Source organism: Anaeromyxobacter oryzae (assembly GCF_023169945.1).
In the GTDB taxonomy this organism is placed as follows: domain Bacteria; phylum Myxococcota; class Myxococcia; order Myxococcales; family Anaeromyxobacteraceae; genus Anaeromyxobacter; species Anaeromyxobacter oryzae.
This window is the reverse complement of sequence record NZ_AP025591.1, coordinates 2723555-2738389: the sequence shown is the minus strand read 5'-3', so window position 1 is coordinate 2738389 and position 14835 is coordinate 2723555. Positions and strand designations below refer to the sequence as shown.

The 14835-nt window shown below is 74.7% G+C and carries 13 protein-coding genes and 1 pseudogene; 5 read left to right on the top strand and 9 right to left on the bottom strand.

Annotation, left to right across the window (positions count from 1 at the left end; genetic code table 11):
* Positions 1–238: 238 nt before the first annotated feature.
* From AMOR_RS11940 to AMOR_RS11930, 3 genes are all read left to right on the top strand, one after another.
* A complete protein-coding gene (locus AMOR_RS11940; RefSeq protein WP_248361325.1) occupies positions 239–1648 on the top strand; it encodes a sigma-54-dependent transcriptional regulator in 1410 nt (469 codons plus the stop codon).
* The gene (locus tag AMOR_RS11935; RefSeq protein WP_248361324.1) at positions 1645–2169 is read left to right on the top strand and encodes a toxin-antitoxin system YwqK family antitoxin; all 525 of its coding nucleotides are present in this window, start codon (positions 1645–1647) and stop codon (positions 2167–2169) included. The genes AMOR_RS11940 and AMOR_RS11935 overlap by 4 nt, the downstream gene beginning before the upstream one ends.
* 214 nt (positions 2170–2383) lie before the next feature.
* The gene (locus AMOR_RS11930; protein ID WP_248361323.1) at positions 2384–2953 is read left to right on the top strand and encodes a hypothetical protein; all 570 of its coding nucleotides are present in this window, start codon (positions 2384–2386) and stop codon (positions 2951–2953) included.
* Between the two features lie 241 nt (positions 2954–3194).
* Here AMOR_RS11930 and AMOR_RS11925 read toward each other — a convergent pair whose 3' ends face one another.
* From AMOR_RS11925 to AMOR_RS11900, 6 genes are all read right to left on the bottom strand, one after another.
* On the bottom strand, positions 3195–3719 hold the full coding sequence (locus AMOR_RS11925) for a hypothetical protein (RefSeq protein ID WP_248361322.1): 525 nt from the start codon (positions 3717–3719) through the stop codon (positions 3195–3197).
* 153 nt (positions 3720–3872) lie between these two features.
* Entirely contained in the window at positions 3873–5366 is a 1494-nt protein-coding gene (locus AMOR_RS11920; RefSeq protein WP_248361320.1) for an MBL fold metallo-hydrolase, read from the bottom strand.
* Positions 5367–5369: 3 nt separating this feature from the next.
* Positions 5370–6554: a M24 family metallopeptidase gene (locus tag AMOR_RS11915; protein WP_248361317.1), complete on the bottom strand. Its 1185-nt coding sequence runs from the start codon at positions 6552–6554 to the stop codon at positions 5370–5372.
* A gap of 229 nt (positions 6555–6783) precedes the next feature.
* The gene (gene pyk, locus AMOR_RS11910; protein ID WP_248361315.1) at positions 6784–8265 is read right to left on the bottom strand and encodes a pyruvate kinase; all 1482 of its coding nucleotides are present in this window, start codon (positions 8263–8265) and stop codon (positions 6784–6786) included.
* 11 nt (positions 8266–8276) lie between these two features.
* Entirely contained in the window at positions 8277–9062 is a 786-nt protein-coding gene (locus tag AMOR_RS11905; RefSeq protein WP_248361313.1) for a hypothetical protein, read from the bottom strand.
* Positions 9043–9675 (bottom strand): hypothetical protein, encoded by a 633-nt coding sequence (locus AMOR_RS11900; protein ID WP_248361311.1) that lies wholly within the window; start codon positions 9673–9675, stop codon positions 9043–9045. Before AMOR_RS11900 ends, AMOR_RS11905 begins: the two co-directional genes overlap by 20 nt.
* A 114-nt stretch (positions 9676–9789) precedes the next feature.
* On the opposite strand from AMOR_RS11900, the pseudogene AMOR_RS11895 reads away from it, so the two are divergent.
* Positions 9790–10411: pseudogene (locus tag AMOR_RS11895) on the top strand (DNA-3-methyladenine glycosylase).
* Here AMOR_RS11895 and AMOR_RS11890 read toward each other — a convergent pair.
* Positions 10365–10730 carry a hypothetical protein gene (locus AMOR_RS11890; RefSeq protein ID WP_248361309.1) on the bottom strand — a complete coding sequence of 122 codons (366 nt, stop codon included), beginning with the start codon at positions 10728–10730 and terminating at the stop codon, positions 10365–10367. The pseudogene AMOR_RS11895 and the gene AMOR_RS11890 overlap by 47 nt on opposite strands.
* Positions 10731–10758: 28 nt before the next feature.
* Here AMOR_RS11890 and AMOR_RS11885 point away from each other — a divergent pair, with 28 nt between their 5' ends.
* A complete protein-coding gene (locus AMOR_RS11885) occupies positions 10759–11775 on the top strand; it encodes a radical SAM protein (RefSeq protein ID WP_248361307.1) in 1017 nt (338 codons plus the stop codon).
* 86 nt (positions 11776–11861) lie between these two features.
* Here the strand turns inward: AMOR_RS11885 and AMOR_RS11880 are convergent, their stop codons facing one another.
* Positions 11862–13757: a S9 family peptidase gene (locus tag AMOR_RS11880; protein ID WP_248361305.1), complete on the bottom strand. Its 1896-nt coding sequence runs from the start codon at positions 13755–13757 to the stop codon at positions 11862–11864.
* A gap of 14 nt (positions 13758–13771) precedes the next feature.
* Positions 13772–14827 carry an inorganic phosphate transporter gene (locus AMOR_RS11875; protein WP_248361303.1) on the bottom strand — a complete coding sequence of 352 codons (1056 nt, stop codon included), beginning with the start codon at positions 14825–14827 and terminating at the stop codon, positions 13772–13774.
* Positions 14828–14835: the final 8 nt, after the last annotated feature.

Below are 14835 nucleotides of genomic sequence, written 5' to 3'. Positions count from 1 at the left end.
AGGAGGGCCGTCGGCTGCCCCGTCCGCGCCGGCCGCGAAGGGCCACCACCGGTCGCGCAGCCGAGGGTCGTCACGGCGATGGCGACGGCCCGCAGGATCGTTCCGCTCCGCATGTCCCCTCCTCGGCCACGGCGAGCGCTCGCCCGCCTCGCTTCGAGCAGACCACGGGGGCGGCTCCAAGTCACCGGGCCCGACGCCCCGACGCCCTCCCGGTCGCTCTCGGCTACACTGCCCCGCGATGGCCCGCATCCTCGTCGCCGACGACCACGACGCCCTCCGCGAGGGCATGGCCCTCTCCCTCACCCGGCTCGGCCACGAGGTCCAGGCGGTCAAGGGCGGGGCGGAGGCGATCGCTGCGTACCGCAAGCGCCCGGCGGACGTGGTCGTGACGGACCTCCGGATGATCCCGGTGGACGGGATCGAGGTGGTCCGCCGCCTCCGGGCCGAGTACCCCGACGCCACCGTCCTCGTCGTCTCGGCCCACGGCACCATCGCGATCGCCGTCGAGGCGATGCGCGAGGGCGCCATCGACTTCCTCGAGAAGCCGTTCAGCCCCGACGTGCTCCGGGCGCGGGTCGAGAAGGCCATCGAGATCGCCCGCGAGCGGCGGGGCGCCGAGACCGCCCGCGCCCGCGCCGCGGCGCTCGACGAGGACCGCGCGCGCGAGCACGATCCGCACGGCCTCGTCGGTCGGTCGGAGCCGATGCGGCGCGTGCACGAGCAGATCCGGAAGGTCGCCGCGACCGACGCGACCGTGCTCGTCCTCGGCGAGTCCGGCACCGGCAAGGAGCTCGTCGCGCGCGCCGTGCACGACCAGGGGACGCGGCGCGCGAAGCCGTTCGTGTCCATCTCCTGCGCGGCGATCCCCGAGGGCCTCCTCGAGTCCGAGCTGTTCGGCCACGAGAAGGGCGCGTTCACCGGCGCGATCCGGCGGAAGCTCGGGCGGTTCGAGCTGGCGCACGAGGGGACGCTCTTCCTCGACGAGGTCGGCGAGATCCCGCCGTCCGTCCAGGTGAAGCTCCTCCGCGTCCTGCAGGAGCGCCGCTTCGAGCGCGTCGGCGGCGAGGAGCCGATCGAGGTCGACGTCCGGGTGATCTCCGCGACGAACCGCGACCTGGCGGCGATGGTCGCGGCCGGCCGCTTCCGCGAGGACCTCTACTACCGCCTGAACGTGGTCCCCATCACGCTCCCGCCGCTCCGCGATCGCCCCGGCGACGTGGAGGAGCTGGCCCGCTTCTTCGTCGCGCGCGCGGCGCCGCGGATCGGGCGGAAGGTCTCCGGCGTCGCGCCGGAGGCGCTCGAGATCCTCGGCCGCCACCGCTGGCCCGGCAACGTCCGCGAGCTCGAGAACGTCGTCGAGCAGGCGCTCGTCTTCGCCGAGGGCGACGTGATCCGCCCGGAGGACCTGCCGGAGGGCCTCCGCCGCGCGCCGGCGCAACCGGCGCTCCCGGTGCCGACCGGCGACCGGAGCCTCCCGGAGATCCTCGAGGAGCTCGAGAAGGCCCTCATCCTCGGCGCCTACGAGCGCGCGCGCGGCGTGAAGGCGGAGACCGCACGGCTCCTCGGCATCAAGCCGTCCGCGCTCTACTACAAGCTCGAGAAGTACGGGATCGTGAAGCCCGGCGAGCGCGGCGAGGACGGACCGTGAAGGCCGTCGCGCTCGCGCTGTTCCTCGCGGGCGGCGCCCCGGCGCGCCCGCCGCTCGAGTGCCCCGCCGGCACCGAGCGCCGCGGCGCCGCTCCGACGGACGGGTACGAGGAGTGGTGCGAGGGGAAGAACCCGTACGGTCAGGGGTGGCGGCACGGGCCCGCGCGGACGTACTACGACGATGGCGGCCTCTGGGTCGAGGAGCGGTTCCGGGAGGGCGAGCGCGACGGACCGTTCGTCGAGTACCATCGGAACGGGCGGAAGGCGCGCGAGGGCGCGTTCTCGCGGGGACGGAAGGTCGGCCGGTGGACGATCTCGTCCGAGTCGGGCCAGGTCGAGGAGAGCTCGGACTGGCGAGACGGCGTGCCGGACGGCCCCTTCGCGGCGTTCTGGCCGGACGGCACCCGGAAGACGGACGGCCGGTACTGCGGCGGCGTCCAGTGCGGACGCTGGCGCACGTTCGACGCCGCCGGGCGGGAGCTCGGGAGCGTCGACTACGGGGAGCAGTCGAGCACGCCGTAACGGGGTGGGGGCCGGCGCAGCAAGGGTGGGGCCCCGACGGCTCTGCCGGCGGGGCGGGGGCGCAGCCCCGGTATCCGATGACGCACCGCGCGGCTCGAATTTCCGAGGGCGGAGCGCAAGAACTCGACGACGGCGTCGTGGCGGCGAAGCGGAAGGGCCCGGGAACTGCGGAATTCCCGGCGGGCACGGAGGTTGCTCATCAGCGGGGTTACCGATGTGGATCACCGGCCTCACGCTCGTCCTCGCCCTCGGGGCGGACCCCGGTCTCGACACCGCCCGCGCCGAGCTGTCCGACGTCGCGGTCCGGATCGAGCAGCTCAAGGTGGAGCACCTGCACGGGCGCGACGTCGGGCGGGAGCTCGAACGCCTGCTGGTCCGCGCCCAGGAGCTCGCCGTCGAGATCGACCGCCGCACCGCCGCCGTGCCCGCGCCGGGCGCCGTCGCGCCGAGCGCAGAGGAGCTCCGCGAGCGCGCCGACGCCCTCCACGACGAGGCCGACCGCCTCGCGGGCGCGCTCACCGATCTCGACGTCCGGATCGCGGCCCTCCGCCGCGCGACCGCGCCCTCCACCGGGAGGTCGATCGCCGCCGTCGCGACCGTGCGGCGCGCGTCGGTCTCCGGCGCCGCGGCCCGGTCCGTCGCGCCGCCGAGCGCGGGGCCGTCGCTCGAGGAGACCCGCCTCCGCCAGCTGCTCGCCGACCGCGACGCGCTCGCCGCGCGCCTCGCGCACGTCCGCGCCGCGGCGGCCGCCGTGGAGGCGGACGCACGGGCGGCGGAGCAGTGACGGGCGGTCCCCGGGAGCGGCGCCACTTCCGTTCACCGTGAGCGTCGCGCCCTGCGGGAGTACGCGGCTTCCGTTCGCCCTGAGCGCGGCGCCATGCGCCTCCGCGCCCGCTGCGCGGGCGCTACGCTCAGCACGAACGGACGGGAATCAGGCCGCGCGGTCCGCGGTGTCGACGCGACACCTCGCGACAGCGTGAAGGCGCTGGCGGAGCACCGTCACGCTCGAGAAAGCGTTGCTGACGCTACGTCGCCTTCCCGGCGCTGCGCCGCGCGGCCCGCTCGGCCTCGATGAACGCGTCGAACTGCGCGGACGGGACGGGCACCGCGAGCCAGGTCGCGACGAGCTCGCCGTCGCCCAGCTGGATCGCCTGCTCCGCGCCGGGCGTGAGCGAGATCTTCCCCTTCGCCGAGACGGCGCGCTCCGGGATCCAGAGCTCGTAGTCGAGCGCGATCTCGCCCGAGGGCTCCCGCTCCGCCTCGACCCGGAAGGTGAGCCGCACCTCGTCCGGCCGCGCGGGATCGTGGAGCACGAGCTCGGCGGACTTCCCCGCGGGGCAGATGAGGCGGGGACGCGCCACGACCTGCCCGTACGGATCCGTGAGCTGGAGCGCCACGAGCTGGCCGGCGCTGCCGGTCTCGCGCTCCGCCTTTGCCGCCTCGACCGCCCGGTGCGTACGGACCGCGACCTCCGCGGACGCGCCCCCGATGGCGAAGGCGCCGAGGAGGAGAAGTGCGATCCGGACGATCTTTGCGGCGCGTGCGTACATGGCGGGTCGGCTGTGCAACGGGCGTGCCCCCGTGCGGACAGCGGGAATACGGGTGATTACCGGATCGTTGTGGTCGGCGCCACCCCCGTAGGACGTGGCTTTCCGTGGACACCTGCTCGGAAATCCGTGGGACGAACGAGCGGCCGAGCGCGATCAGTTTGCGCGCCAGAGCTCGCCGTCGAGCCGCGCCCGCCCTTCGGCCTGCAGCTTGAGGAGCACCGCAAGGCAGCTCCGTGCCGCGATCGGGTGAGCGACGGGCGGCGTGTCGGCGTAGGCCCGCGCCGTGATCTCCGCGAGCGGCGCGGGATCCGCGAGCGCCGCGAGGACGAGCGCCTCGCGCTCTCGACGGTGCGCACGGTATGCGGCGAGCCGGCCGGGCGCGTCCGGCACCGGCGGCCCGTGGGCCGGATAGAGCGTCCGTGGCCCGAGCGCCGCCACGCGGGCGAGCTGGCGCTCGTACTCCGCCATGTCGCCCTCGGGCGGGTCGATCACGATCGTCGACAGCGTCGAGACGAGATCCCCGCACAGCAGCGCGCCCGTGTCCTCGTCGAGGAAGGCGAGGTGCTCGGGTGCGTGGCCGGGCGTCTCGAGGACGCGGAACCTCCCGCCGAGCCGCTCGCCCTCCCGGAGCGGCGCGAGCTCGACGCCCGGGAGGCGGGGCGCGGCGCGCGGGTGGGCGCGGACCGGCAGCCGGTGCCGCGCCGCGAGCGCGGCGACCGCGCCGGTGTGATCCGGGTGCGTGTGGGTGAGCCAGATCGCGGTGGGCGGGCGCCCCTCCGCCGCGAGCCCGTCCACGACGGCGAACAGGAGCGCCTGCTCCCGCGGGTCCGGCGCGCCGGGATCCACCACCGCGAGCCCGCCCTGGTCCGGGACGAGCCAGCAGTTCGTGTGCGTCGCGGGCGGGAGCGTCGGCGTCCGGAGCGCGGCCAGGAAGAACCCCTCCTGGAACTCGATCCGGTGGGCGACGAAGCCGTCGCGGTGCGGCGGGTCGCGGAGCGCGGCGAGGTCGATGGGCCCCTGGCGCGCGAGCGTCCGGAGCGCGTTCAGGTTCGGCGGGTGGAGGAGCATCTCCCCGCGCGCCCAGGCGGCGAGCGCGTCGGCCGCGGGCCGGAGGGAGCCGTCGGCGAGCTCGCCGGGCCAGATCTCGGCGACCTCGCTCCCGGGCAGCGCGGCGAGGAAGAGGCGCGCGTCGTAGCGGAGCGGGAGGTGCTCGGGCGTGATCCAGCGGCCCGCCGGCACGAGGTCGCGCGCGTCGAGGGCGAGCCCGTGCGCCACGAGGAACGCGCCGAACGAGAGCGCTCCGTCGAGGAGGGCGCGGCGCGCGGCGATCCGCTCCGCGAGCCCGACGCGCTCACGGCCGCGGGCGAGCAGCACGCCCGTCTCCTCGAACAGCTCCCGCATGGCGCAGGCGACGAGCGCGGCGTCGGGGCCGACGGCGCCCCCCACCGGCAGGGCGAGGTCCTCGGGATCGAGCCGGCCGCCCGGGAACGCGTGCCAGCCCCCCGCGAACCGGAGGTCCTTCCCGCGGCGGACCAGGACGACCTCGCGGCCGCGCGGCCCTTCCCGGTGGAGGATCACCGCCGTCGCGACGACCGGCTCCGACGGCGGCGGCGCGGGCGGGAGCGGTCCCTGGAACAGGTGCGACACGCGCTAGATCCGGACCAGCTCCCGCTGGATCTTGCCGAAGACCTTCGGGCCGTCCGCGGCGAGGAACACGTCGATCTCGCTCCGGACGCCGAGCCCCTCCTCGGGCAGGTAGATGCCGGGCTCGATGGAGAAGGCGAGCCCCGGCACGAGCCGGCGCGTGTCGTGCGTCTCGAGGTCGTCCAGGTTCGCGCCGTCGCCGTGCACGCGCGTGTCGATGGAGTGGCCGGTGCGGTGCACGAACCGCTCGCCGTACCCGTGGCTCGCGATGAAGTCCCGCACCGCGCGGTCCACCTGCCAGCCCTCGAGCACCTCACCGGCGCGGGCCGCCCGCTCGACCGTGGCGAGCCCTACGTCGCGGGCGCCGGTCGTCACCCGGAAGATCTCCTGGAGCTTCGGCGGCGGGTCGTCGCCGCAGAAGCCGACCCAGGTGATGTCGGCGTACACGTCCCGCGGTCCCGTCGCGCGGGCCCAGAGGTCGATGAGCACGAGGTCGCCGCGCCGGATCGGCGTCGGCGTCGCGTCGGAGGGCTCGTAGTGGGGATCGCCGGCGTGGCCGTTCACCGCCACGATGGGCGGGTGGTCGGCCTCGAGGCCGTCCGCCGCGAAGCGCTCCATCAGGAACCGCTGCACGTCGGTCTCGAGGATCGTCTCGCCCCGCCGCTGCGCCTCGCCGATGCGGGCGAACGCCGCGTCCTTCGCGGCGTCGATGCCGGCGAGCGCGCGGCGGTGGCTCTCCACCTGCTCGGCGTCCCACCGGCAGAGGAAGAGCTGCACGAGCTCCGCGGACGAGACCACGTCGACGCCGTACGTCCGGACGAGCTCGAGCGTCCCCGCGTCCACGCGCGAGAGGTACGGGATCGCGCCCTCAGGGCAGTACTCCATCGCGATCCGCGCCCGCGGCCGGAGGCGCCCGAGCAGCGACCCGAGCTCGGCGCGCAGCGACTGCCACGACGCGTAGCGCCGCCGTTCCCCCGGGACGTCCTTCGGGAACGAGCCGATCTCGATGGCGTGCACGAGCGCGACCGGCACGCCGGAGCGCGGCACGAGGTAGAACCAGCGCCGGGTGAGCATGTGGCCGGCGAGGCCGAGCGCGTTCACCGCGGTGGGGTTCTGGCCGTGGAAGTCGTAGAGCAGCCAGGCGTCGAGGTCCTGCTCGGCGAGCGCGCGCTGGAGAGCCGGGATGTCCATGGGTCGAAGGTATAACGCCGGGGCCGTTCCCGTGGCCGTGACCGTGAGCGTGCCCGCCCCCGTGCCCGCCTCCCGCCTCCCGTGGCCCCTGGCCCGTGCACCGTCTCCCGTGCCCGACCCGAGTCGGCAGGCGGGTCACGGACGAGGGGCCACGGGCCACGGGAGTGGGGTCACGGCCACGGAGAAGCCGGGCACGTGTACGGGCACGGGCACGGGCACGATGGCCGTTCTAGATGGGGACCCGGTACCGGTTCGCCGGCCCGCGCTCGGACGGGTGCGTGATCTCGTGGAGCCGGATCGAGTTCGTGTGCCCCGGTACGCCGAGGGGCGAGCCGTGCACGAGGACCACCCGGTCGCCGGGCTTCACCGCGCCCTCGTCGAGGAGCCGATCCGCGACCAGCTCCGCCATCAGGTCCGCGTTCTTCACCGGCTCCATCACCTTCGGGACGACGCCCCAGTAGAGCGCGAGCCGCCGGCGGATGGCCTGGTCCGGGGAGAACGCGATGATCGGGACGTGGGGCCGGAACTGCGCGAGGAGCCGCGCGGTCTCACCACGGAGCGTGAAGCAGCAGATCGCCACCGCGCGCGACACCGCGGCGGCCTCGCACGCCGCGGCGGCGATGACCTCGTTGAACGGGGCGACCCCGTCCCCGTCGACCAGCAGCCGCGCCGGGAGCCCGACGTGGCGCGGCCGCACCCCGTCCTCCGCCTCGCGCACGATCCGGTCCATCATCTGCACGGCGAGGAGCGGGTACCGGCCGCTCGCCGTCTCGCCGGAGAGCATGACCGCGTCGGCGCCGTCCCAGATGCCGTTCGCGACGTCGGACGCCTCCGCGCGCGTCGGGCGAGGGTGCTCGATCATCGAGTTCAGCATCTGCGTCGCCACGATCACCGGCTTCCCGGCGGCGTTCGCCTTCTCGCAGATCTTCTTCTGCAGCCCGGGCACGCGCTCGGGGAGGATCTCGACGCCGAGGTCCCCGCGCGCGACCATCACGCCGTCGGCGGCGGCGATGATCGCGTCGATGTTGTCGATCGCCTCCGGCTTCTCGATCTTCGCGATGATGGGGACGATCCGGCCGGCGCGCTCCATCTCCGCGCGGCAGAGCCCGATGTCCGCGGGCGTCCGCACGAACGAGAGCCCGACGAAGTCGACGCCGTGCGAGATGCCGAAGGCGACGTCGGCCCGGTCCTTCTCCGAGAGGGCCTCCGCCCGGAGCGCGACGCCGGGGAGGTTGATGCCCTTGTGCTCGCCGAGGATCCCGCCCTCCACCACCTCGGTCCGGACGCGGACCCCGTCGGTGGAGAGGACGCGGAACTCGAGGAGGCCGTCGTCGACGAGCAGCCGGTCGCCGGGCCGGACGTCCTCCGCGAGGTGCGGGTAGGTCGTCGACACGAGCTTCTCGTCGCCCTCGACCTCTCCCTCGGTGGTGATGACGAGCTCGCTGCCGGAGTCGACGCGGACGCCCGCCTTCCCGGCCTTGAGCGGCCCGGTACGGATCTTCGGGCCCTGGAGGTCCTGGAGGACGGCGATCGCCTTCCCGAGGTGGCGGGAGGCCGCCCGGATCTTGTCGAGCATCCGGGCGTGGTCCTCGTGACGGCCGTGGGAGAAGTTCAGGCGAGCGACGTCGACCCCGAGGTCGAGCAGCTTCTCGAGCACCGCCGGATCACTGGAGGCGGGGCCGAGCGTCGCGACGATCTTGGCACGGCGCATGGTCACCTTGTTTAACGCCAGGCGGCGATCTGCGTCCACGACTCCGACTGGCCGGAGCACCTGCCCCGGCGCTGGTAGGACAGGACGTGGAGGACGTGGAGCGGGTCCGGCCGGGATCCGACGACCATGTCGGCCTGCTCCCCGCGCTGGAGGGCGACGGTCCGGTCGGCGAGCTGGATCGAGAGCGACGCGAGGTACACCGGGCCGCAGCGCGCGGGCTCGTAGTCGCGGAAATCGACGACGAGCTCCATGAACGGGATGTCCTCGTTCCCGATCACCGGCTCGAGCGAGAACGGCACCCCCGGCGCGCCGCTCGGGAGCGGCGTGCTCGACTCCCCGAGCATGAACTCGTAGGTCGGCGCGGCGGGCTGGGTCGCGATCCGGAACCCGGAGATCGGCATCGGCGCATCCCCCGACGGCGTGAGCTGCCCCGGGTCCACGAACACGTCCACGAGCACCTGCTCCCCGGTGAGGCGGGCCGGGAACGCCAGCTCCGGCGCGACGGTCCGGTCGAACCGGAGCCGGACCCGCCCGACGGTGGCGTCGTCGATCTCGAAGGTGGTGTCGTCGATGCGCGTCCCGGTCCCCCCGACGCGGACGATGGTCGCCGGCGTCGTGATCCCGTCGGCGAGCGACCTCCCCGTCGAGACCACCACCGCCTCGAGCCGGAACGGCGTCGCCGGGATGTCACGCGTCGTGCAGGCGGTCGCCGCGAGCGCGGCCGCGACGAGCGCCCCGCGCGCCGCGCGGGTCGCGGGCCCGGAAGGCGACCGACGCTCAGAGCACGATGCCGGCACGGAGCCTCCACTGCCCGATCCCGGAGTGGCCGGGCCGTGCCCACACGTACGCCTCCGCGCCGAAGACGTACCTCCGCCAGGCAGTCTCGACGCCCGCCCCGAGCTGCTCCTGACCGAGGAAGCTCGGCCGCCCGGGGACGTCGCTCCCCTTCTCGCCGATCAGCCCGAAGCGGCCGTACACCGTCACGGGGTCGATGGTCGTGCCGAAGATGACGTCGCCCCGGATCTGCGTCAGCGTCTCGCTGCCGATGCTCATCGGGATGAAGATCTGCCCCGCGGTCCCCTCGATGGAGAGCCGGAACGCGCCCCCCGTGATCGGCGTGAGGCGGACGCCGAAGTGGACGCCGGTGTTCGAGTCGAACCCGCGGTACAGCAGCATCGTGTCGGCGGAGAGGATGAGGCCGACGAGGCTCGTGATGCCGAGGTCGAGGCGCAACCCGCTCCAGAGCCACCCGACATCCATGGAGACGACGGGCGTCCCGCTGGGCGCGGGTCCGAGCGCGAGGGAGTGCACGGGCTCTTCCGGCTCGAAGTCGGGATCGCGGGGCGTCGCGGCCAGGGCGCCGGACGGCGAGACCGCGAGCACGGCCAGGATGAGGGCGACGGCCCGCACGGAGCGAGCAGCGTAGCGCAGCGGTCGACCGCGGCCCACGCTTCGCGGCGCTCCCCGTCGGGTCGAGGGCGGCGCGTTGCCGCCCCGAGTCCCGGCGAGGTACGGTCGCGCGCGATGAAGCTCCCGCGGGCCTTCTATGCGCGAGACACCCGGACCGTCGCGCGCGAGCTGCTCGGGAAGGTCCTCGTGCACCAGGACGGCGGCGTGAGGCGCGCCGCCCGGATCGTCGAGACCGAGGCGTACCACGGGCCGGAGGATCGGGCGTCGCACGCGCGCGCCGGGCCGACGCCGCGCGCCGCGATCATGTTCGGGCCGCCGGGGTTCGCGTACGTCTACCTGATCTACGGCACTAGCCACTGCATGAACGTGGTGACCGGCCCGGAGGGCTTCCCGTCGGCGGTGCTGCTGCGGGCCGCCGAGCCGGTCGAGCGCTGCCTTCACTCGACGCGGGGCCCGGGGAACCTCTGCCGCGCCCTCGGCATCCGGCGCGAGCACGACAACGGCCGCGATCTGGCGGGGGACGACCTCTTCGTCGAGGACGCGCCGCCGCCCCCCGAGCGGATCCTCGCGGCACCCCGCGTGAACGTGCACTACGCGGGTGAGTGGGCGGAGCGGCCGTGGCGGTTCGCGCTCGCCGGCAGCCCGTGGGTGAGCAAGCCGGCGCCGATCCCGCCGAAGCGCCGCGGCCGCTAGTCCTGCCACTCCTCGTCGCCGCCGACCTGCGCGCGCTGCCTGAACTGGCCCTTCATGAGGCGGCCGTCGCGCGCGTCGAGGAGCAGGGTCGCGCGGTCGCGGCCGCGGAGGTCGAGGTGCCACCGGCCCGCCCCGTCGAGGTGGGCCCGGTGCACGGTCTCCACCGAGAGGCCGCGGTCGCGACAGATCTCGAACGCGATGTCGATGGCCTGCCGCTCGGCGATGTACGCGCGCGGCGCCGGCCGCGGGGGCGGCGCCGGGGACTCCGCGGGAGCGGGAGGCGGCACCGGCGCGGGGTATGGCCGCACGTAGGTGACGCAGCCTCCGAGGAGGAGGAGGCCCGCCAGGGCGGGTGCTCTCATGCCGCGGAACTTATGCTATCTGGGCGCCGTGCTCCACCTCGCGGGCCAGGACAGCCGGGGCCTCGCCCGGAAGGCAGGCATCTCGCTCGACGATGCCCGCCGGATCACCGGCGCGGTGATCGGCCGGGGCGGCTCCCTTCGCGAGGCGCGCAACGTCCGGCGCGAGGTGCTCGACAGGGTGGCCGCCCAGACGACCCCCGGCGAGCTCACCCGGATCGAGGCCGTCGACGCGCAGGACGGCTTCCGCAAGTACCTCCTCGCGCTGCCCGACGGCGCGCGGATCGAGGCGGTGCGGATCCCGCTCTACGACACCCACCACGTGGTCTGCGTGTCGTCGCAGGCCGGCTGCGCCCTCGGCTGCACCTTCTGCGCGACCGGCGAGCTCGGCCTCACCCGCTCGCTGCGGAGCTGGGAGATCGTCGCCCAGGTGCTGCACGTCCGCGCCGACTCGACGCGCCCCGTCACCGGCGTCGTGTTCATGGGCCAGGGCGAGCCCTTCCTCAACTACGACGCGGTGCTGGAGGCCGCGTACGCGCTGTGCGACCCCGCCGGCGGCCGGATCGACGCGCGCCGGATCTCCATCTCCACCGCGGGCGTGGTGCCGATGATCCGCCGATACACCGCCGAGGGGCACAAGTTCCGGCTCTGCGTGTCGCTCACCGCGGCGATCCCCTGGAAGCGCCGCGCGCTCATGCCCGTCGAGCAGGGCTTCCCGCTGGACGAGCTCGTGGACGCGATCCGCGAGCACGCCGCGGTGCGCGGGCGGGTGACGCTCGAGTACGTGATGATCGCCGGCGTGAACGTCGGGCCGGAGGACGCGGCCGCGCTCGGGCAGCTCCTGTCCGGGATCCCGGTGCGCCTCAACCCCATCTCGGTGAACGACGTCACCGGCCGCTTCCGGCCGCCGACCGAGGCGGAGTGGAACCTCTTCCGCGACGCGCTCGCGCGCGAGCTGCCGGGACAGCCCATCGTCCGCCGCTACTCGGGCGGCCAGGACGAGCACGCCGCCTGCGGGATGCTGGCCTCCCGTGCGCGGGAGCGGTGAGGCGGGTCCCCGCCGCGAGCCCTTCGACTCCGGTCCGCTCTGCGGGCCCCACGCCCAGGGCGGGCGAGCGAAGGGCGCGCCGCGTCTCAGCGCGCCGGCTTCGCTCCCCCGAGGTACCGCACGAAGAACGCCACCGTCCTCCGGTGCGCGTCGAGCACGTTCGCGCGGTGCGTGAACCCGTGGCCCTCGCCGGGGTAGAGCACGTACTCGACGGCGGCGCCGCGGCGGCGGAGCTTCTCCACCACCTCCTCGCTCTCCGCGCGCGGCACGTTCGTGTCGTTCGCGCCCTGCAGCACGAGGAGCGGCGCGCGCACGCGGTCGAGCGCGTGGATCGGCGAGCGCGCGCGGAAGAGGTCGGGCTCGGTCGCCGGCGTCCCCATCTCCGTCTCGTACCAGAGCCCGAAGCGGTCCTTCGTGAGCTCGTAGTCGACGGCCAGGTCCGGCATGCCGAAGAGGTCCACCGCGGCGGCGAACCGGTCCGGCGCGGCGGTGATCGCGCGGAGCGTGAGGTAACCCCCGTAGCTCCCGCCGGTGATCCCGACGCGCGCGCGATCGAGGGTGCCGGAGGCCGCGAGCGCGTCCACCACCGCGAGGAGGTCGCCGAGATCGCCGCCACCCCAGTCCTTGTTGTTCAGGTCCTCGAAGGCGCGGCCATAGCCCGTCGACCCGCGGAAGTTCGGCGCGACGACGACGAAGCCGGCCTCGGCGAGCGCGAGCGGCAGCGGCGCGAACCCGCCGCGCACCTGGCCGGACGGACCGCCGTGGGCGAGGACGACGCACGGCGGCGGCGACCCGAGCAGCGCGGCCGGCGGGGTCCAGAGCCACGCGTCGATCGAGGTCCCGTCGAAGCTCCGGAACGTCCGCATCGCCGCCCGCGGCAGCCGCGACAGGTCGGCGCCGCCCGCCTCGGGCGTGACCACCACCTCGAGCGCGCCGGAGCGCGGATCGATCACGGCGAGGCGCGCCGGCCGGTCCGGCGCCTCGTCGACGAGCGCGATCCGCCGGCCGGCCCGGTCCATCGCGATTGCCGCCGCGCTCACCACGCCGTCGGCGAGGAGCACGCGGGGCGCCGCCGCGAAGGGGTCCGGCCCCGGCGCGAAGGCGAGCTCGCTGCGGCCGTGCACGTTGCGGAGCCACGCGACGGAGCCGTCGTCCGCCGCGGCCGCCCACTCGACGTCCCAGTCGCCGGGGCCGACGAGCCGGGTCGAGCCGTCGCGCGGATCGACGATCGCGAGCTGGAGGAACCCCGCCCCGTTCGTGGCGCGCGCGAGGAAGCGGCCGTCGGGGAGTCCGGCCAGGGGCGCGAGGAGGCCGTCCTCCGACGGCGGCGGGATCACCCGGACCGCGCCCGAGTCGACGTCCACGAGGAGCAGCTCGCCGTGCTGCTCCTCGTCCGGCGTGCGCACCGCCGCGAGGAGCCGGCCGTCCCGCGACCACACCGGCCCGAGCACCGGGACCTCGCCGCGGGTGAGCGCGCGCGGCGCGCCGGCCTCGAGGTCCCGCACGAAGAGGTTCGTCCGGAACGGCCGGTCGCGATCGGCGACGTACGCGACCCGGTGGCCGTCCGGCGAGAGGCGGGGCCGGAGCTCGGCGGCGGGCGTACCGGACGCGCGCGCCGGCGCCGCGCCGGGCCGGACGACGAACAGGTCGTAGCGCTCGTCGCCGCCGTGGTCGGAGCCGAAGACCATCGTGCCGTCCGGGCCGACGTCGGGCGAGGTCACCCGCTCGCCCGCGGTCGTCACCTGCCGCGGCGTCGCGCCGGCCGACGCAGCGACCGTCCAGAGCTCGACGGCCCCGGACCGGCTGCTCGTGAACGCGATCGTTCCGCCGTCCGGCGCCAGGGCGACCTCGGGAAACCGGACCGCGCGCGAGAGCGCCTCGAGCGTGGCGCCGGGAGCAGCGGCGGACGGGCCCGGCGCGTGGGCGCAGGCGAGGAGGAGCGCGGTGGCGACCAGGGCGGAGGCGACCGGGCGGGTGGTCACGACGCCTCCGCGGGCTACCCGCCGGCCATCACCATCAGGCCGCGCGTGAGGACGAACAGGATCGCCGACACGACCGCGGCGGCCGGGATGGTGAAGATCCACGCCCAGATGATCCGGCCGGCGACCCCCCAGCGGACCGCGCGCGTGCCCTTCGTCGCGCCGACGCCGACGATCGCGCCCGTGATCGTGTGCGTGGTCGACACCGGGATGCCCGCGTGGGCGAGGGCGAGGATCGTGACGCCGCCGCCCGTCTCGGCGCAGAACCCGCCGATGGGCTGGAGCTTCGTCAGGTTGTGGCCCATCGTCCGGACGATCCGCCACCCGCCGAACATGGTCCCGAGCGCGATGGCGGCCTGGCAGAGGAGCACCACCCAGAACGGCACCGGGAAGTGGCCGGGCGTCATCGCGGCGCGGTGCGACCAGACCGTGCCGTACAGGATGATCGTGATGATGCCCATGACCTTCTGGGCGTCGTTCGTGCCGTGGCTGTAGCTGAAGATCGCCGCCGACACGAGCTGGAGGCGGCGGAACCAGTGATCGACGCGCGCGGGCGTCTGCCGCCGGACGATCCACGCGGTGATCACCATCATCGTCGAGCCGAGCACCATGCCGATGAGCGGCGAGAGGACGATGAAGAGGACGATCTTGAGGATGCCGTCCCGGATGAGGCCGGACGGCCCGAGCGCCACGAGGCAGGCGCCGATCATCCCGCCGGCGAGCGCGTGGGACGAGGACGACGGGAGGCCCCACCACCAGGTGAGGAGGTTCCAGACGATGGCGCCGACGAGCGCGGCGAAGATGAAGGCGAGGACGAAGTGCGGTCCGCGCGCCTGGAGCGCCGGGAACTCGACGATCCCCTTCCCCATCGTCGCCGCGACCTTGAGCTCGACGCCCCAGAGCACGGGCGCCGCCGAGACGAAGTTGAAGAACGCAGCCCAGACGACGGCGGTGAGCGGCGAGAGCACCCGCGTCGAGACCACCGTCGCGATGGAGTTCGCCGCGTCGTGGAACCCGTTGATGAAGTCGAAGGCGAGAGCGACGGCGATGAGCGCGACGACGATGAGGATCATGGGCGCGG

Excerpts from the sequence above, each read along its gene's own strand:
- AMOR_RS11940 (WP_248361325.1), top strand. The coding sequence starts at position 239 with ATGGCCCGCATCCTCGTCGCCGACGACCACGACGCCCTCCGCGAGGGC.
- AMOR_RS11915 (WP_248361317.1), bottom strand. The coding sequence starts at position 6,554 with ATGGACATCCCGGCTCTCCAGCGCGCGCTCGCCGAGCAGGACCTCGAC.
- AMOR_RS11890 (WP_248361309.1), bottom strand. The coding sequence starts at position 10,730 with ATGAGAGCACCCGCCCTGGCGGGCCTCCTCCTCCTCGGAGGCTGCGTC.
- AMOR_RS11930 (WP_248361323.1), top strand. The coding sequence starts at position 2,384 with ATGTGGATCACCGGCCTCACGCTCGTCCTCGCCCTCGGGGCGGACCCC.
- AMOR_RS11875 (WP_248361303.1), bottom strand. The coding sequence starts at position 14,827 with ATGATCCTCATCGTCGTCGCGCTCATCGCCGTCGCTCTCGCCTTCGAC.
- AMOR_RS11925 (WP_248361322.1), bottom strand. The coding sequence starts at position 3,719 with ATGTACGCACGCGCCGCAAAGATCGTCCGGATCGCACTTCTCCTCCTC.
- pyk (WP_248361315.1), bottom strand. The coding sequence starts at position 8,265 with ATGCGCCGTGCCAAGATCGTCGCGACGCTCGGCCCCGCCTCCAGTGAT.